Genomic DNA, 16,451 nt, shown 5'->3' on the forward strand with positions numbered 1-16,451 from the left:
ACGTCGAAGGTCGCGCTGAGATGAGGGTCGTCTCCGTCGCGTTCCCAGCCCAGGGCCGAAAGGGTGTCCAGCTGGCGTGCCGTGAGATCGGTGACTCCCTCGAACTCCGCGTCACCGATGCACTCGAGGGCGAGCAGGCCCTCGATCGGCCGGGCCTGGAGAAAGGCGTCGGGGACGGGCGGTGGGAGAGGCGGCGGTGCGAACGCCCGACGCCACCCACGCCGTGCCTCACGCCGCTCCTCTGCGACCACCGCCGTAGAGTCGACGTGCACCACGAAGGTCAGCCAGTCGTCTGGACCGAGCTGTGCGAGTTCGATTGCGACGCGGGCGCTCCAAGCCTCCCACGTCTCATCGGTCGCGTCCGGGCTGTCCACTGCTGCGGTCAGGTCGGGTCGAGCGCCCGGACGTCCACGACCGCAGTCTCGAGCAACCGGCGCAGGTGCTCGGGGATCGGCGTGGGCCGGCGGGTGTCGGCGTCGATCTCGACGTGGACCCAATGGCCCAACGCCTTCGGCGGGCCGTCGCCCACCTCGGCGATCACCGGGTCGACGAACAGCCCCAGCTGGTAGGTGACACTGCTCGTCCCCAGCCGCGTGATGCGCAGGCCGACGACGAGGGGCGTGGGGAAGGCAATCTCCGAGTAGAACGTGCAACCCGACTCCGCCACGACCCCCTGGGTGGGGTCTGTCAGCGGGTCGATGGTGACGTGCTCCACCTGCCATCCGTTGATCGCGGAGTCGAACAGTTCGTAGTACACGGCGTTGTTGAGGTGCCCGTACATGTCGTTGTCCGACCATCGAGTGGTCACGGGACGGTGAACCGGGAAGTCTGAGAGAGTCAGAGAGCGCGGATCGACCACCTGTCCATCCTGCCCGACGACGGGCCCGTTTGGCCGCGTAACCTGCATTCATGTCCACCTGGATCGTCTTCCTGCGGGCCGTCAACGTCGGTGGACGCGCGTATCCGATGGCGGAGCTGCGCACAGTGCTCACCGATGCGGGGTTCGGTGACGTCGAGACGCACATACAGACAGGGAACGTCCGGCTGACCAGTCCGGTTCGGTCTCGGGCCAAGCTCGAGGCCGCACTCGAGGACCTCTTCGAGGCCGATCGCGGCTTCTCGGTGGCCACCGTCGCCCTCACGCCCGGGGAGCTGACCCGAGTGGCAGCCGACGCGACGGTCCTCGCGGAAGCGAGCCCAGCGGCATACGGCCAGTATGTGAGCCTCGTGAAGGCGGCCCCCGTCGCGGCCGATGCGAAGCGGGTGGAGGCGCTTTCGCGTGATGGTGAACGAATCTACCTGCGTGGCAGGGCGGTTCACTTGCTCCTCGACGTTCCCTACGGCACTGCAAAGGTGTCCAACGCGGCCATCGAGAAGATCCTGGGTCCTGCGACGAATCGCAATCTCAAGGTCATCACCGCTCTCGCCGAGAAGTGGGGCTGACCCACCAAGCACGTGGAGGTCTGATGAAGAAGATCGGTTTCCTGTCGTTCGGGCACTGGACGCCCTCGCCCCACTCGCAGACGAAGTCGGCCGCCGACGCGCACCTGCAGTCCATCGACCTGGCGGTCGCGGCCGAGGAGCTCGGTGCGGACGGCGCGTACTTCCGGGTCCACCACTTCGCGCGCCAGCTCGCCTCGCCGTTCCCGCTGCTCGCGGCCGTCGGAGCACGGACGAACCGGATCGAGATCGGCACCGGCGTCATCGACATGCGCTACGAGAACCCGCTCTACATGGCCGAGGACGCCGGTGCGGCCGACGTCATCTCTGGTGGGCGCCTGCAGCTGGGCATCAGCCGCGGCTCGCCAGAGCAGGTCATCGACGGCTTCCGGTACTTCGGGCACGTGCCGGCCGAGGGCTCGGACGCAGCGTCCATGGCGCGCGAGCACGCGCAGGTGTTCCTCGAGGTCCTCAAGGGGGAGGGCTTCGCAGAACCGAACCCGCGGCCGATGTTCCCCAACCCTCCCGGCCTGCTGCGAGTCGAGCCGCATTCGCCCGGGCTGCGCGAGCGCATCTGGTGGGGAGCCGGCACGCGGGCCACGGCGGAGTGGACGGCCGAGCTCGGCATGAACCTCATGAGCAGCACGCTGCTGACCGAGGACACCGGCGTGCCGTTCCACCAGCTCCAGGCGGAGCAGATCCAGCGGTTCCGGGACGCGTGGCAGAAGGCGGGTCACGAGCGGGAGCCACGAGTCTCCGTGAGCCGCAGCATCTTCCCCATCGTGGATGAGCTGGACCGGCAGTACTTCTTCCGCGAGTCGGGCAGCCAGGACCAGGTCGGCCAGCTCGAGGGCGGCCTCGCGCGGTTCGGCAAGACCTACGCCGACGAGCCGGAGCGGCTCGTCGCCGCTCTCGCCGAGGACGAGGCGATCGCGGCCGCCGACACGCTGCTCCTGACGGTCCCGAACCAGCTCGGCGTCGACTACAACGCGCACGTCATCGAGAGCGTCCTGACACATGTCGCGCCGGAGCTCGGGTGGCGCTGAGCCTGTGGATGGCCATCGAGAGTGTCAGGTGGCCCGCCTAGAGTCGGGAGCATGGCGTGGAGCGTGGGTCGGGCGACGTGGGTCGGTGAGCTCACCGATCCCGAGATCGCCCAGCAGGTCGGCTCGCGCACCTTCGACAGGGGTGTCGCCTACGCGGCCCAGCACCGCGTCCGATCGCTGGCGGCGCGTCCCGAGGGGATGATGCTGCTCGGCACGGTCGAGGGCTCCGGCTCGGAGACCTACCAGACCATCGTCGAGGCGAGGCCACACCCGAAGGGGCGGGCGCCGCTGTGGTCCGGTCGGTGCAGCTGCCCGGTCGGCTCGGACTGCAAGCACGTCGTCGCGCTCCTCCTGCTGGCCCGGGACGTCGCCAATGGCAAGGCGCCGCCGGGTGTGGTCAGTGACGCCGGCATGCCCCCTGCCGGCCCGGAGGCGCTGCTCGGGGCCGGGGCGCTGCTGGCCTCTCCTGGGCGCCCGGAGGCGCATTGGTCGGACGTGCTCGGCCACGTGCGACCGCGGCGGCGGGATCGGGACGCGCCAGCGGCTCCGGAGCCACGCGGGGACCTCATGCCTGCCGGCCTCTTCGTCGACGCGATCTACCGGAGCGGTGGCTGGCAGCGACAGCCGGAGATCGGCTACGGGCTGCGGGCCACGCGCCGGACCCGCACCGGCTCATGGCACCAGAGCCTGACGTGGCACGACGCACTGCCGCAGTGGCGGTCCGGCATCCGCTACCTGCCCGAGCACGAGCGGATCATGACGAGGTTGCGCGACGAGGCGCGCAAGGGATCCGGCAACACGACGTACTTCACCGCGGCGGCGCCGCTCAACCTCGACGCGAGCCCGGGGGTGTGGCCGCTGCTGCGCGAGGCGCGTGACGCCGGGATCGCCCTGCTGCCCGGCGAGAGCGTCGCGGGGCCGGTCCTGCTCCTCGACGAGCCGGCCGAGCTCGTCCTCCACGTCCTCAAGGCGGACGACGGCTCGGGGGACCTCGTGCTGCGGGTCACGACCGAGGGCCTGCCGGACGGTCTCGTCGGCGAGGTGCTCCATGTCGGCGATCCGGTGCACGGCCTTGTCATCGAGGGCGATGACGGCGCGTTGACGCTGGTGCCCCTCGAGCAGGACCTTGGCCTCGATCGCAACGCGGTCATCCAGGCGACGGCCGGCCTGCGGGTGCCCGCCGAGGAGCGGTCCCGGTTCCTCACGACGGCGGTGCCAGGGCTGCGTGACCACGTCAGGGTCCGATCGGACATCCCGCTTCCCGCCCCGGAGGGCCAGCCTGACGTGGTCCCGGAGCGGGTCCAGGTGCACGTCCACGTCGTCGGCGACGTGCCGGGCGAGCTGCGCCTCGATCTCGGCTTCGCCTACGACGGGCGGGTGCGGCCCTTCACGACGGAGCGGTTCGGCGGAGCGGTTCGCGACCGCGCGGCGGAGCGGGCCGCCGTCGAGGGGGCGACCTCCGTGCACGCTGTCAGGGGTGCCACCTGGCGTGACTCCACCGGGTATCTGCATCTCGCGACTCACTTGGAGCTCAAGGGAGTTGACGCTGCGCGGTTCGTCACCGAGCAGCTCGAGCAGCTCGAGGCCGACGAGCACGTCGTCGTCGATATCGAGGGCGAGCTGCCTGCCTATGAGGAGGTGACGAGCGCTCCCGTCATCCGGATCGGCACGGACGACCAGGAGGGGGACGACCATCGGCCACGACGCGTCGACGACGGACCGACGGACTGGTTCGACCTGCGGATCTCGGTCGAGGTCGACGGCGAGGAGGTCCCCTTCGAGCCGCTCTTCGCGGCACTGGTCGCGGGGGAGGAGGTCATGCTCCTCGAGTCGGGAGCCTGGTTCCGACTCGACCGACCGGAGCTGCGCCGGCTCAAGGAGCTGATCGAGGAAGCGCGGGAGATCGCCGATCCCTCGTCGGGTGGGCTGCGCCTGTCACCGCACCATGTTGATCTCTGGGACGAGCTCGTCGCCCTCGGCGTCGTCGATCACCAGAGCGCGCGGTGGGCGGCGAACGTCGAGGCGCTCGGCAGCGAGGTCGCCGCTGCTCCGCCGCCGGTTCCGACCGCCCTGCGCGCCGCGCTGCGGCCCTACCAGCTCGAGGGCTATTACTGGCTCTCCCGGCTGTGGGACGCGCGGATCGGGGGCATCCTCGCCGATGACATGGGGCTCGGGAAGACGCTGCAGGTCATCGCCGTCCTCGCCCGCGCCCATGAGCGGGGCGAGCTCGGCAGCCGGGTGTCGGTCCCCGCCGTGCAGGGTCGCGGACCCGTCCTCGTCGTCGCGCCCACGAGCGTCGTCGGGACCTGGCTCGGCGAGCTCGAGACCTTCGCGCCGCACCTGCAGGTGATGGCCGTGACCGAGACGAGCCGCAAACGTGGGACGCCCGTCACCGACGCCGTCGCGGACGCCCAGGTGGTCATCACGTCCTACGCCGTGCTGCGGCTCGACGACGCGGCGTTCCGCGAGATCGAGTGGGGCGGCGTCGTCCTCGACGAGGCGCAGTTCGTCAAGAACCGCCAGGCCAAGACGCACGTGGCCGTGCGTCGGCTCGGGGCGCCCTTCACCGTCGCCGTGACCGGCACGCCGCTCGAGAACTCCCTCATGGACCTGTGGGCGCTGTTGTCGCTCAGCGCACCCGGGCTCTACCCCCGGCCGGACGTCTTCACCAAGAACTACCGCAAGCCGATCGAGTCCGGGGCGCGGCCCGAGCTGCTCGACCACCTGCGCCGGCGGATCCGCCCGCTCATGCTGCGCCGGACCAAGGAGCAGGTCGCGCTGGACCTGCCGCCCAAGCAGGTGCAGGTGCTGCCGCTCGACCCCCACCCCGTCCACGGCCACATCTACGACCAGCATCTCCAGCGCGAGCGGCAGCGGGTCCTGGGGCTGCTCAATGACCCGGAGGCGAACCGGGTGGCGATCCTCGCCTCGCTCACCCGGCTGCGCCAGCTCGCCCTCGACCCGTCACTCGTCGACGAGGTCCATCACGGCAAGGCGACTGCGGCCAAGGTCGAGTTCCTCGTCGAGCAGCTCAAGGAGCTCGAGGCAGAAGGACACCGCGCCCTCGTCTTCAGCCAGTTCACCGGCTTCCTCCGCATCGTCGAGCAGGCCCTCTCGGCTGCGGGCCTGCGCACGTCGTACCTTGACGGGTCGACGCAGGACCGGCAGTCGGTCATCCGCGGCTTCCGGGACGGGGACGCAACGGCGTTCCTCATCAGCCTCAAGGCAGGTGGGTTCGGGCTGACGCTGACCGAGGCCGACTACGTCTTCGTCCTCGACCCCTGGTGGAACCCTGCGGCCGAGGCCCAGGCGATCGACCGGGCCCACCGCATCGGGCAGCGCAAACCGGTCACCGTCTACCGGCTCGTCTCGGCGGGGACGATCGAGGAGAAGGTCGTCGCGCTCCAGGAACGCAAGCGAGACCTCTTCCAGCGCGTCGTCGACGAGGGCGGTGCGCTGTCCGGCGCCATCACCGCGGACGACGTCAAGGACCTGCTCGGCCTGCCGACCTGACCAGGGTTTGACTTCAAGGCGACTTGAGGACGAAGGATGCGGTCAGCGGGTACGTGACCCCGCGCAGACACCCTGCTTGGCCTGCTCACGCGCGGCATAGAGTGGTCGGGGCCGGTAGGTCTTCGACGAAAGGAATGACAGTGGCTTACACGCTTCCGGAGCTGGACTACGACTACGCGGCTCTCGAGCCGCACATCAGCGCTCGCATCATGGAGCTGCACCACAGCAAGCACCACAAGGCCTACGTTGACGGCGCCAACGCCGCGGTCGCCAAGCTCGAGGAGCTGCGCGACTCAGGCGACTACGCCGCGGTCAACGGCGTCGAGAAGAACCTCGCCTTCCACCTGGGTGGCCACACCAACCACTCCGTCTTCTGGAAGAACATGAGCCCGGACGGTGGCGGGCAGCCCGACGGCGAGGTCAAGGCCGCGATCGACGAGTACTTCGGCGGCTTCGAGAAGTTCCAGGCGCACTTCAACGCCAACGCCAACGCGATCCAGGGCTCCGGCTGGTCGATCTGGGCGTGGGACACCCTCGCCGAACGGCCGCACATCATGCAGCTGTTCGACCAGCAGGGCAACATCCCGGTCGGTCAGATCCCGCTGCTCCAGCTCGACATGTGGGAGCACGCCTTCTACCTGCAGTACGAGAACGTCAAGGCCGACTACGTCAAGGCGTGGTGGAACATCGTCAACTGGCAGGACGTCGCGCAGCGCCTCGAGCGCGCCCGCGCCACAAAGGGCCTCATCATCTCCGCCTGATCTACCGACGCCTCACGACTGAGTGCCAGACGCGCGCCATGCCGCGCGCCTGGCACTCAGGGGCGATCCTTGCGCTCCGTGGGGACCGGGGGAATCATGGCTGGCACCCAGTCCCGTCGGTCAAGGAGGATTCATGAGCGTCTACCGGGTCACCGAACTCATCGGCACCAGCTCGCAGTCGTGGGAGGACGCGGCGGGCGTGGCGCTCACGCAGGCCCAGCAGACCCTTCGGGACCTCAGGGTCGCGGAAGTCGTCGAGCAGGACATCGCGATCGACGAGGACGGCTCGTTCCAGTACCGGACCAAGCTGCGGGTCTCCTTCAAGTACGAGGCCGAGTAAGGCTTCACCTCGGCCAACGGCATTGGCCGTATGCCGCTGAGCCCGGTTGCGGACGCCCGTGCAGTCGGTCATGCGGCTGGGTCACAATCGAACCCATGGCGCTCACGATCAGGCCGGCCGAGCCGGACGACTTCGATGCTGTCGGCGAGATCACGGTGCGGGCCTACCTCGACGGCGGACATCTGGCGCAGGACTCGACCTATGTCCAGAAGCTGGCAGACGCCCGTGGTCGGGCCGAGGGCGCGGAGCTGTGGGTTGCCGCGGATGACGACGGCACCGTGCTCGGGACGGTGACGTTCGCCCCGCCCGGCACCAACTTCCACGAGATCGCCATGGCCGACGAGGGAGACGTGCGGATGCTCGCGGTCGATCCGTCGGCGCAGGGACGCGGGATCGGTGAGGCCCTCATGGTCCGCTGCATCGAGCGCTCCCGCACCCTCGGGCTCGTGGGCCTCGCCCTGTCGACGCAGCCCTCGATGCGGGCGGCGCACCGGGTCTATGAGCGGCTCGGTTTCGTACGTGCGCCCGAGCGGGACTGGCAGCCGATGCCGGGGATCGACCTGCTCGTCTACCGCCTCGAGCTGACCGAGCCCTAGCCACGCTCAGCCCCCAACTCCTTCTCCTGCGCAACACACCGAGCACAGGGCAACTCCTGACGGTTATTTCCGCCCCGAGTTGACCGGTGCTCGGTGTGTTGCGGGTCCAGGGGGTCTAGGGGAGGGGAGTGGGGCGGGTGAGGCGGTCGATGACGCCGAGGAGCAGCCCCTCGCGCAGCTCCGGTGGCAGGGCGTCGAGCAGCGCGTTGATCGGGGCCATCCGTTCCGGGAGGGCCAGCGCCCCCGAGTCGTCGGCCAGCCCAGCGACGGCGAGCAACCCGGCGAAGGTCTCCTCGTCGATGTGTTCGGGGTCGACGGAGCTCGCCGCGACGACGAGCTCCTCGGGCGGTGCCGTCGGACCGAGCGCGACGGCGGCTGCGGTGGCCTCGACGAGATCCGCAGCGAGGCGCTCGATCGACTCGGCCGTGGCGGCGCTGAGAGTGAGGTGGAGCGTGGCCGGGAGATCCCGGAAGGACAGCTGCGGCTGCGCGTACCAGCCGCGAGCGCCGAGCTCGTCGGAGAGGGTGAAGACATCGCACCTCTCGTCCGCGGTCACCGCGAGCAGCGTCGAATCCGGCTCTGCGGCAACGGAAAGGTGCTCGATCTCGTTCACAGCCCGAACGAGCTCCAGCGTCGCTGAGCGGCCTCGCCGCGCCAGGGCCGCATAACCGTCCTCGCCGATGTGGTTGACGACGGCCCACGCGGCGGCGACCGGTCCGCCGGACTTCGTCGACTGCATCGTCGTGTTGAGCATCGTGTAACCGGGCCAGCGAGCAGACGCGAAGAGGTGGGTCCGGCGCAGGGCGGCCGAACGGTGGAGCAGGATCGAGATGCCCTTCGGCGTGTAGGCGTACTTGTGCAGGTCGAGGGACACGCTCGTGACGCCCTCGACGGCGAACGTCCAGGGCTCCTGGTCCGGTTCGTCCGGTCGCAGGTGGGGCAGGACCCAACCGCCGATGCAGGCGTCGACGTGGCATCGGACACCCGCAGCCGCGGCAACCGCTGCGATCGGGCCGACAGGGTCGATGACGCCGTGGGCATAGGAGGGAGCGGACGCAACCACGAGCACGGTGTCCCCGTCGATGGCCGCGCTCATGGCATCCGGGTCCGCCCGCTTCGTCTCCGGGTCCACGTCGACGACGACCGGCTCGACTCCGAAGTAGTGCGCCGCCTTGTGGAACGCAGCGTGCGCCGTCGTCGGCAGCACCATCCGCGGCGACCGGATCTCGGGACGGGCGTCCCGAGCCGCGAGCACGGCCAGCAGGATGGACTCCGTCCCGCCCGAGGTCGCAACGCCGGCAAAGCCCGGGGGCGCGTCGACGAGCCGGCCGGCGATTGCGACGAGGTCGTTCTCCATCTGCAGCAGCGACGGGAAGGCCGTCGGGTCAAGGCCGTTGGTCGACGAGAACGCGCCGAGGACCTCACGCCCGATCACGTCCGCGGACGCCACGCCAGAGTCGTAGACATAGGCCAGCGTCCGTCCGCCGTGCGTCGGCAGGTCCCGGCCGCGCAGCGCATCGACCCGGGCCCGGATCTCGTCGAGTTCCATCGCGCTCATCGCTCATGCTCCTTCCAGTCGGGGAAGCGGCGCAGGGACAGCAGCGACAGGGCGACGAGCACGGCCGGCACCGCGGAGAAGCCGATGACGATCGCCCGGATCGCTGAATCGCTTTGTACGACAGCCGACCCCGCGCTCGAGGACACGTAGCCTCCGAAAGCGAGCACAGCGGCATACAGCCCCGGTCCGAGAGCCAGCCCGAGCGTCTCTCCAGCTGTCCACACGCCGGTGTAGAGGCCGATGCGCGTGCGCGCGTCGGCGCTGCGACTCGCCACGTCGGGCAGCATTGCCATGGGGAACATCTGCGCCCCGGCGTAGCCGACGCCGACGAAGGCGACGCATGCATAGACGACGCCGTGCGGCAGCGAGCGGGCGAAGATGAGGGCGAGGGCCCCAGCAGCGAGGAAGAACGAGGCGCCGAGGTAGCCGCTCTTCTTGCCGAACCGCGTCCCAAAGCGCTGCCACAGCGGCGTGACGAGCAGCGCCGGCGCGACGAAGCACACGAAGAGCAGCGTCGCCGCCAAAGGGGTGCCGAGGACCCAGCGCGACACGTAGTCGACCCCAGCCAGCATGGCCCCCGTGGCGAGGGCCTGGACGACGAAGGTGCTGAGCAGCAGCCGGAACGGCCGGTCCGAGCGGACCACCCGCAGCTGGTCGCCGAAGGAGACCTCGGCCGGTGCCTCGTGCAGGGCCGGCGCGGATCGGGTGCCGCGCCAGGCGCCCCACGCGCCGAGCGCGATGAGCCCACCGACGAAGAGACCGACGGCGCGATAGCCCCACTCGGGGCCCAGCGCGTCCCGGATCGCCGGCGAAGCCCCGCCGCTGACGAGGATGGCGAGCGCGAGGATCGCGACGCGCCACGTCATCAGGCGGGTCCGCTCGTCGTAGTCGTCGGTCATCTCCGCCGGCATCGCGACGTAGGGCACCTGGAAGAAGGAGTACGCCGTGGCGCACGCGAGGTACGCCACGGCCACCCACGCGGCACCCGCCCACACCGGCGAGACCGGCCCGGCGAAGAGGAGGACGAAGCACGCCGCGAGGAGCAGCCCGGCCCGGATGAGGAACGGGCGGCGCTTCCCGTCAGGATGCTGGGAGCGGTCGCTGACCCGTCCGGCAATGGGGTTGAGGACGACGTCCCACGCCTTCGGGGCGAAGACGATGACGCCGGCGATCCCGGCGACGATGCCGATGTGGTCGGTCAGGTAGGGCAGCAGCAGCAGCCCCGGCACAGTGCCGAACGCCCCGGTCGCCAGCGAGCCGACACCGTAGCCGCGGCGTACCGAGGGACTGAGCCCGGGCTCCGTCGCCGCAGTCATGTCCGCACCCTAGCCAGTCAGCGCGGGGCGGGAGCCGATTCGGTGGACCCCGTTCCACCGTCCACCTCGAGGACGGTGTCGCCTGGCCGAGCGTCGAGCAGCGCGATGGCGTTGGTGAGCCTAGGTGCGACCGGCACAGTCGGCGCACCTCCCGAGCAGCGCCGCATGGCTCGTGTCGAGCTCGAACCCTTGCTCCTCGCGCATCAGGCGAGCCGCCTCGTCGAGGACTCCCGCGGGTGCGTCCTGCACGCGACCGCAGACGACACACTGGACGTGGGTGTGACCGTGACCGTGGGCGTGCGGCTCGCTGTCGCCGCTGCCGTATGCCGCTGGGTTCGCTTCCAGCGCGGGCTCGCTCGCGGGGGTGGCGAGGTGGTAGACCGTGCCGGTTCCGCCGAGGTGCACGTGCGTCAGGACTCCGGCGCCGGTCAGGGCGGTGAGCGTGCGGTAGACCGTCGCCCGGTGGACCGACGGCTCCAGGGCCGCAACCCGTTCGCCGATGTGCTCGGCCGACAGGTGCTCGTCCGCCCGGTCTGCGTTGTCGATGACCCGGAGGACCGCCTGCCGGGCGGGCGTGATCCGCTCGCCCAGCTGGCGAAGGCGGGCCAGGGCTGCCTCGACCCGACCGGCATCGGTTCTGGCGTTCACGCAGCCATTATCCGGGGAGATCTAGGACGCCGCGGTCGCGAGCCTTGTCCGCGCAAAACCGGTGCATCGTCGCTGCCGCGGGCGGTTGGATGGCTGTCACCCGAGGTCAGTCGCTGCTGCCTTCTGCGCTCGCCTGTGCGGGGACCTTGCCATGCTGCAGGATCCGGATGGGGTTCCCGAAGGGGTCCCGAATGGCCATGTCGGTGCCATAGAAGTGCTCGGTGGGCTCCTGCGTGAAGTCCGTGACGCCGCGCTCCCGGAGCGTGGCAGCGAGAGTGTGAGCGTCGTCCGTGAGGAAGACGAGGCCGCCCAGAGCGCCCTTGCTGATGAGCTCACGGATGCTCTCGGCGGTGTCTTCGTCGTGGAGCGGCGCCCCCGGCTGTTCCAGTGAGATCTCCGTGGTCTGATCGCCGGGAACTCGCACCGTCAGCCAGCGATAGTCGCCCTGCCGCACGTCGTTGCCCTTCTCGAGCCCCAGCTTGTTGACGTAGAAATCGAGCGCCTCGTCCTTGTCGAGAACGTAGATCGAGGTGACATTCAACCTGGTGATCACGGCTTCCTCCTGCATCGTTCCGATGGTGATGACTCGATCGTAGGAAGGCGTCCAGCTCGAAGGCTTCTCCAAAACTGCTCGATGCTGCCGGCGGGCGTCTCGGCCCATGCGAGCCGAGACCTCGCGGGGTGGCAGACTGCGCACGTGCGTGCTCTCACCAAGCTGACTGCCGGTCCGGGCCTCGAGCTCGTCGACCGTCCTGAGCCGCAGTGTGGCCCGGCCGACGTGAAGATCCGCGTCCTGCGCGCCGGCCTCTGCGGTACCGACCTGCACCTGCAGGACTGGGACGACTGGGCTGCAGCCACGGTGCAGCCGCCGCTCATCATCGGGCACGAGTTCTACGGCGAGGTCGTCGAGATCGGTGAGGACGTCGAGCACGTCTCGGTCGGCGACCGGGCCTCCGGTGAGGGCCACATCGTCTGTGGCGTCTGCCGCAACTGCCGCGCGGGCCGGCGCCACCTGTGCATCGGCACCCAGGGGATCGGGGTCAACCGGGACGGGGCCTTTGCCGACTACGTCGTCATCCCGGCGAGCAACGTCTGGGTGCAGCCCCGTGACCTCGACGCGGACCTGGGCGCGGTCTTCGACCCACTCGGCAACGCCACGCACACGGCGCTCCAGTGGCCCATGGTCGGCGAGGACGTCGTCATCACCGGAGCCGGACCCATCGGGGTCATGGCGGCGGCCATCGCCCGCCACGCGGGGGCCCGCTACGTCGTCGTGTCGGACACGAGCGACTACCGGCTGCGTCTCGCCGAGGCGGCGGGTGCCGACCTCACGGTCAACGTGACGCGGGAGAGCCTCGCCGACGCCCAGCGGCACCTCGGGATGCGGGAGGGCTTCGACATCGCGCTCGAGATGTCGGGTGCCGCGCCGGCGGTGAGCGACCTCATCACGAACATGAACCACGGCGGCCGCATCGCCCTGCTCGGCCTGCCGCACGAGGCCTACGACCTGGACTGGGGCAAGGTCATCACGCACATGCTCACCCTCAAGGGCATCTATGGCCGGGAGATGTTCGACACCTGGTATGCCATGTCCCAGATGATTGCGACGTCGGAGCGCTTCCGGACAGCCGTGACCCAGGTGATCACCCACCGGTTCCGCGCCGAGCAGTGGGAGGAGGCCTTCGAGACCGCACGCTCCGGTCAGTGCGGCAAGGTCGTCCTCGACTGGTCATGAGGCCGCTCGTCCTGCTCCACGGTCTGGGCCAGGGTCCGATCATCTGGCAGGACTTCGTGTCGGCCCTCGGGGCAGGGCGCCCGATGCATGCACCGTGGATGGTCGGGCTGCGTCCGAAGGATCCGGTCGGCTTCGACCTCGGAGCAGCAGCCGCCGGCCTGGCGGAGGAGCTCGAGCTGCAAGGGATTCAGCGAGCAGACGTGCTCGGCGTATCGGTCGGCGCCTCAGTGGCGATGCGGCTGGCGGTCGAGCGTCCCGATCTGACTGGCCGGCTCGTGCTGGCCGGCCCTATCGTGCGGCCCTCCGCCGGTGCCCTGCGGATGCAGAAGCTCGCCCTGCGGCTCACGCCGGAGGGCCGGCTGCTGGATCTGGGGGTCTCGCGGCCACGGATGCTCGCCGTCTTCGATGCGCTGCGCACGTTCGACGGACGGGATGCGCTGGCCCGGATCGCCGCACCGACGCTCGTGGTCGTCGGCAGCCGTGACCGGGCCGGCCTCGTCGCGGCGCGGCAGGTCGTGGAGGACGTCGCCGGCGCGCGCCTGGAGACGATCGACGACGGCAGCTCCCTCCTCAACGTCGACCGGCCCCGCGAGCTCGCCGACCTGACCAGGGCCTTCCTCGACGGCGACGGCTGAGAGGCGCGATGGCACCCGAGAGCAACGTGCGGATGGAGGTCAATGCCAACGACGTCGTGGCCTTCCTCGTCGAGCTGGCGGCCCTGGCCCTCATCGGACTGTGGGGCTACCGGGCCGGCGGGCCGCTCTGGGCAAAGGTGGCCCTCGCCATCGGCCTGGTCGTCCTCGCATCCGTCGCCTGGGGGTTGTTCGCGGCGCCTCGGGCCCGGTTCCGGATTCCCTGGGTCACGCTCCTCGTCAAGGTCCTCGTGCTGGGTGCTGCGGTCGCGGCCGGCTTCACCATCCTGCCTCTCGCGTGGGCCGTGGCGTTCGCGGTCGTCGTCGTGCTGAACCTCGTGCTCATGTACGTCGGCCCGTTCGCCCGGTAGGAACCCCATCACATCCCTGATCGAGTGAACAGGAATCGGGCCGGCTCGGCCCGATTCCTGTTCACTCGATTGGAGTTGGCGCGGACGTCCAGGTCCGCCAGGTGTGGATCTCGATGCGGATGACAGGTCCTGCCGGCCGCTCGTCCGAGTACTGCGGGTACTTGGCTGCGAGGGCCTCTAGTGCGGACGACGTCTCCGGATCGGTGCCGGCGCTGATCGTTGCACGGCCGTCACCGCGGACCCACCAGAGCCGCGTCCAGTCGTCGTCGTAGTGGTCCACGAGCAGGCTCACGCGGGGGCTGGCCGCGATGTTGGACAGGCGCCTCAGGCGCCGCGTCGACTTGGGCTTGGCGTCGACGGCGGTCCACACGACATCCCGATCCGGCTCGAGCACGAACACGACCGGGACGAGGTGTGGCCCGCCGTCAGGGGTGACCGTGCCGAGCCGGGCCACCCGTGCGGCCTCGAAACGCCGACGCAGCTCCGCGTCCACCGGTCCACGCTATCGGCGTCACCCGCGCGTGCCGCTCATGCCTACCGGATGAGCTGCGGGAAGGCGCCGATCAGCCCGTTGCTCAGAAGGTCGGCCATCGCGAGGATGTGTGCGTGCACCGCGTCGTAGTCGGCGACGCTGGCCGCGTAGTCACCCCCGAGCTCGTGTGCGGCCTCGGCGAGCGTCTGGTCGAGATGCATCCGCATCGCGGCGCGCATCTCGGACTGGGGCCAGAATCGCGGGTTCGCCTGCGCGAGGAAGTCCGCAATGTCGTCGGAGTTGGCGTACCAGCGATCCTTCGCGTCGGTGAAGGCCGCCGTGTTGCCGTCCTTGGCCGCCTGGAGCAGCTCGACGGCGATGGTGATGTGGTCGTGGAGCAGCGCCGTCAGGGCGTTTCCGGCCGCGTCGCCGTAGAACGGCTTGATGGCGTCGCCGATGTCCACCTGGTTCTGGAGCAGTCGGGCAGCAGTGGGCCCGAAGCCGGGTTGTCCGTCTGCGGCGAAGGTGACGATCGCGAGCCGCGTCCAGGTCACGTGGTCCTCCCAGAGCCTTCGCATCTGGTCGTGGAAAGCCTGTTGTGCGGCCGTGTGGGGCGCAGGCGACGCCTGCGCTCCGGCGTGTGCATGGGCCGTCGCGGTGACGACGGGCTGGGCGTCCGCTCGTGGCAGGGTCCATGCGAAGAAGGCGCTGAGCAGCGCGACGAGCACGAGAGTCACGCCCCGCGTGACAGGCCCTCGGGCCGGGGTGGCTTCCATGGCGGGTCCTTCCGGTCATCCCTGACATTGGGGTGGTCCCTGACCGTCGGTTCGTGTCAGGACCCCACTGCTCCTTACCGGTCACCTGGGAGCGAACCAGGCCATGGCGGGAGGACATGCGGTAAGACAGTTGGGTGCGAGGTACACGAACCCGGTATGAGCACGAACATCGCGCACTCCAGGCAGCCAGTGGGCGCGAGCCGTCCGTGTCGCGGCTCCGGGCCACCGGTCGACGTCGTCGAGTGGCGGCGCTGCCGGCTCATGGAGGCCGGGTTCGACGAGGAGCTGGCACGGCGAGTTGCGGCGGATCCGGCGATGGACGTCCACGCCCTGCTCGACCTCGTCGACCGCGGCTGTCCACCGGCGCTGGCCGTCCGGATCCTGGCGCCCTTGTGACTGCGCCATGATCCCGGCCAAGGTCCCGGATGGCGACCCGATCACGCTCGCGCCCGACGAGCCCGATGCCCCTCTCGAGCGGGACTGGCTCACGACGCTTGCCTCGACTGGGCCAGACCGCGAGGTTGCGCTGCGTGACCTGCACCGACTCCTCATGGGGGCGGCACGGCACCAGGTGTGGCGGATGCGCGGCTTGCTGCCCGCGCTCGGCCCGGAGTCCTTGGAGGATCTCGCCAACTGCGCGGCGGATGACGCGCTGACGATCCTGCTGGGCAAGATCGGCACGTTCCAGGGCCGGAGCCGCTTCACGACGTGGGCCTACAAGTTCGCCATCCTCCAGGCCGCCAACGAGGTCCGGCGCCACGCGTGGTCAGTCCGTGAGGTCGAGCTGCGGGACGACGCCCCTGACTCGAGGATTCCCGGGCCGGAGGCGATCGCCGAGGCGACGGACCTGGCGCAGGCCGTGCGGCTGGCCATGCACGTCGCCCTGACCGGCTACCAGCGCCGGATCGCGATCGCCCTCCTCGTCGACGAGGTGCCGATCGACGTCTTGGCAGATCGTCTGGGCACGACCCGCGGCGCGCTCTACAAGACGCTGCACGTGGCCCGGTCGCGGATCCGGGCACATCTCATCGCGAGCGGGCACCTTCAGCCCAACCCCACCTCTCGAGGCGCATCATGAGCAACAACCGAAGCCATCTCAGCGACGAGGCCGTCCACGCCCTCACGCTGTCCACGGAGCCGTGGCTCTCCTGCGAGGAGTGCTTCGAGCTCTCGGACGAGTTCGCCGAGCTGGTGCTGGCCGACCCAGGAACGGCGGCGATGGGTCCGATGTTCGTGCACCTGAGCGC

19 protein-coding genes are annotated in these 16,451 nt (G+C 69.9%); 11 read left to right on the forward strand and 8 right to left on the reverse strand.

All coding sequences use genetic code 11. The features are described 5' to 3' along the window. Nucleotides 1-275 (reverse strand): hypothetical protein (locus ABF401_RS16750; protein ID WP_353510716.1); only part of this gene is annotated, 275 nt, incomplete at its 3' end. Nucleotides 276-382: 107 nt separating this feature from the next. Further along, the gene (locus ABF401_RS16755; RefSeq protein ID WP_353510717.1) at nt 383-808 is read right to left on the reverse strand and encodes an acyl-CoA thioesterase; all 426 of its coding nucleotides are present in this window, start codon (nt 806-808) and stop codon (nt 383-385) included. A gap of 101 nt (nt 809-909) precedes the next feature. On the opposite strand from ABF401_RS16755, the gene ABF401_RS16760 reads away from it, so the two are divergent. From ABF401_RS16760 to ABF401_RS16785, 6 genes are all read left to right on the forward strand, one after another. Further along, on the forward strand, nt 910-1,443 hold the full coding sequence (locus tag ABF401_RS16760) for a DUF1697 domain-containing protein (protein ID WP_353510718.1): 534 nt from the start codon (nt 910-912) through the stop codon (nt 1,441-1,443). A 23-nt stretch (nt 1,444-1,466) separates the two neighbouring features. Then, entirely contained in the window at nt 1,467-2,486 is a 1,020-nt protein-coding gene (locus tag ABF401_RS16765; RefSeq protein ID WP_353510719.1) for an LLM class flavin-dependent oxidoreductase, read from the forward strand. A 51-nt stretch (nt 2,487-2,537) separates the two neighbouring features. Then, complete coding sequence (locus ABF401_RS16770) at nt 2,538-5,999, forward strand: DEAD/DEAH box helicase (RefSeq protein ID WP_353510720.1); 3,462 nt, start codon at nt 2,538-2,540, stop codon at nt 5,997-5,999. 134 nt (nt 6,000-6,133) lie between these two features. Next, nucleotides 6,134-6,760, forward strand: a complete 627-nt coding sequence (locus ABF401_RS16775; RefSeq protein WP_353510721.1) for a superoxide dismutase — start codon at nt 6,134-6,136, stop codon at nt 6,758-6,760. Between the two features lie 133 nt (nt 6,761-6,893). Further along, a complete protein-coding gene (locus ABF401_RS16780; RefSeq protein ID WP_353510722.1) occupies nt 6,894-7,100 on the forward strand; it encodes a dodecin family protein in 207 nt (68 codons plus the stop codon). A 95-nt stretch (nt 7,101-7,195) separates the two neighbouring features. Then, on the forward strand, nt 7,196-7,696 hold the full coding sequence (locus ABF401_RS16785; RefSeq protein ID WP_353510723.1) for a GNAT family N-acetyltransferase: 501 nt from the start codon (nt 7,196-7,198) through the stop codon (nt 7,694-7,696). A 115-nt stretch (nt 7,697-7,811) separates the two neighbouring features. Here ABF401_RS16785 and ABF401_RS16790 read toward each other — a convergent pair whose 3' ends face one another. From ABF401_RS16790 to ABF401_RS16805, 4 genes are all read right to left on the reverse strand, one after another. Beyond that, entirely contained in the window at nt 7,812-9,254 is a 1,443-nt protein-coding gene (locus ABF401_RS16790) for a pyridoxal phosphate-dependent decarboxylase family protein (protein ID WP_353510724.1), read from the reverse strand. Beyond that, nucleotides 9,251-10,570, reverse strand: a complete 1,320-nt coding sequence (locus tag ABF401_RS16795; RefSeq protein WP_353510725.1) for an MFS transporter — start codon at nt 10,568-10,570, stop codon at nt 9,251-9,253. Before ABF401_RS16795 ends, ABF401_RS16790 begins: the two co-directional genes overlap by 4 nt. Nucleotides 10,571-10,690: 120 nt before the next feature. After that, nucleotides 10,691-11,218 carry a Fur family transcriptional regulator gene (locus ABF401_RS16800; RefSeq protein WP_353510726.1) on the reverse strand — a complete coding sequence of 176 codons (528 nt, stop codon included), beginning with the start codon at nt 11,216-11,218 and terminating at the stop codon, nt 10,691-10,693. A 106-nt stretch (nt 11,219-11,324) separates the two neighbouring features. Then, nucleotides 11,325-11,786 carry a VOC family protein gene (locus ABF401_RS16805; protein WP_353510727.1) on the reverse strand — a complete coding sequence of 154 codons (462 nt, stop codon included), beginning with the start codon at nt 11,784-11,786 and terminating at the stop codon, nt 11,325-11,327. 129 nt (nt 11,787-11,915) lie between these two features. Here ABF401_RS16805 and tdh point away from each other — a divergent pair, with 129 nt between their 5' ends. The 3 genes from tdh to ABF401_RS16820 are packed head-to-tail and all read left to right on the forward strand — an operon-like array spanning nt 11,916 to nt 13,956. After that, nucleotides 11,916-12,953, forward strand: a complete 1,038-nt coding sequence (tdh, locus tag ABF401_RS16810; protein WP_353510728.1) for an L-threonine 3-dehydrogenase — start codon at nt 11,916-11,918, stop codon at nt 12,951-12,953. Further along, on the forward strand, nt 12,950-13,588 hold the full coding sequence (locus tag ABF401_RS16815; protein WP_353510729.1) for an alpha/beta fold hydrolase: 639 nt from the start codon (nt 12,950-12,952) through the stop codon (nt 13,586-13,588). Before tdh ends, ABF401_RS16815 begins: the two co-directional genes overlap by 4 nt. An 8-nt stretch (nt 13,589-13,596) precedes the next feature. Then, nucleotides 13,597-13,956: a YrdB family protein gene (locus ABF401_RS16820; RefSeq protein ID WP_353510730.1), complete on the forward strand. Its 360-nt coding sequence runs from the start codon at nt 13,597-13,599 to the stop codon at nt 13,954-13,956. 61 nt (nt 13,957-14,017) lie between these two features. Here ABF401_RS16820 and ABF401_RS16825 read toward each other — a convergent pair whose 3' ends face one another. Both ABF401_RS16825 and ABF401_RS16830 read right to left on the reverse strand, forming a co-directional pair. After that, complete coding sequence (locus ABF401_RS16825) at nt 14,018-14,449, reverse strand: TIGR03668 family PPOX class F420-dependent oxidoreductase (RefSeq protein ID WP_353510731.1); 432 nt, start codon at nt 14,447-14,449, stop codon at nt 14,018-14,020. 41 nt (nt 14,450-14,490) lie between these two features. Then, nucleotides 14,491-15,204 (reverse strand): hypothetical protein, encoded by a 714-nt coding sequence (locus tag ABF401_RS16830; RefSeq protein WP_353510732.1) that lies wholly within the window; start codon nt 15,202-15,204, stop codon nt 14,491-14,493. A gap of 156 nt (nt 15,205-15,360) precedes the next feature. Here ABF401_RS16830 and ABF401_RS16835 point away from each other — a divergent pair, with 156 nt between their 5' ends. Together ABF401_RS16835 and ABF401_RS16840 are read left to right on the forward strand one after the other, a co-directional pair. Next, a complete protein-coding gene (locus ABF401_RS16835) occupies nt 15,361-15,600 on the forward strand; it encodes a hypothetical protein (protein ID WP_353510733.1) in 240 nt (79 codons plus the stop codon). A 7-nt stretch (nt 15,601-15,607) separates the two neighbouring features. Then, the gene (locus tag ABF401_RS16840; protein WP_353510734.1) at nt 15,608-16,282 is read left to right on the forward strand and encodes an RNA polymerase sigma factor; all 675 of its coding nucleotides are present in this window, start codon (nt 15,608-15,610) and stop codon (nt 16,280-16,282) included. Nucleotides 16,283-16,451 lie beyond the last annotated feature (169 nt).

Origin of the sequence: Intrasporangium sp. (assembly GCF_040414665.1) — a bacterium.
Lineage (GTDB): Bacteria > Actinomycetota > Actinomycetes > Actinomycetales > Dermatophilaceae > Intrasporangium.

What these genes read in the sequence shown, in the direction of transcription:
- ABF401_RS16760 (WP_353510718.1), top strand. Translation starts at nt 910, where the DNA reads ATGTCCACCTGGATCGTCTTCCTGCGGGCCGTCAACGTCGGTGGACGC.
- ABF401_RS16765 (WP_353510719.1), top strand. Translation starts at nt 1,467, where the DNA reads ATGAAGAAGATCGGTTTCCTGTCGTTCGGGCACTGGACGCCCTCGCCC.
- ABF401_RS16770 (WP_353510720.1), top strand. Translation starts at nt 2,538, where the DNA reads ATGGCGTGGAGCGTGGGTCGGGCGACGTGGGTCGGTGAGCTCACCGAT.
- ABF401_RS16775 (WP_353510721.1), top strand. Translation starts at nt 6,134, where the DNA reads ATGACAGTGGCTTACACGCTTCCGGAGCTGGACTACGACTACGCGGCT.
- ABF401_RS16780 (WP_353510722.1), top strand. Translation starts at nt 6,894, where the DNA reads ATGAGCGTCTACCGGGTCACCGAACTCATCGGCACCAGCTCGCAGTCG.
- ABF401_RS16785 (WP_353510723.1), top strand. Translation starts at nt 7,196, where the DNA reads ATGGCGCTCACGATCAGGCCGGCCGAGCCGGACGACTTCGATGCTGTC.
- ABF401_RS16790 (WP_353510724.1), bottom strand. Translation starts at nt 9,254, where the DNA reads ATGAGCGCGATGGAACTCGACGAGATCCGGGCCCGGGTCGATGCGCTG.
- ABF401_RS16795 (WP_353510725.1), bottom strand. Translation starts at nt 10,570, where the DNA reads ATGACTGCGGCGACGGAGCCCGGGCTCAGTCCCTCGGTACGCCGCGGC.
- ABF401_RS16805 (WP_353510727.1), bottom strand. Translation starts at nt 11,786, where the DNA reads ATGCAGGAGGAAGCCGTGATCACCAGGTTGAATGTCACCTCGATCTAC.
- ABF401_RS16815 (WP_353510729.1), top strand. Translation starts at nt 12,950, where the DNA reads ATGAGGCCGCTCGTCCTGCTCCACGGTCTGGGCCAGGGTCCGATCATC.
- ABF401_RS16820 (WP_353510730.1), top strand. Translation starts at nt 13,597, where the DNA reads ATGGCACCCGAGAGCAACGTGCGGATGGAGGTCAATGCCAACGACGTC.
- ABF401_RS16830 (WP_353510732.1), bottom strand. Translation starts at nt 15,204, where the DNA reads ATGGAAGCCACCCCGGCCCGAGGGCCTGTCACGCGGGGCGTGACTCTC.
- ABF401_RS16835 (WP_353510733.1), top strand. Translation starts at nt 15,361, where the DNA reads ATGAGCACGAACATCGCGCACTCCAGGCAGCCAGTGGGCGCGAGCCGT.
- ABF401_RS16840 (WP_353510734.1), top strand. Translation starts at nt 15,608, where the DNA reads ATGATCCCGGCCAAGGTCCCGGATGGCGACCCGATCACGCTCGCGCCC.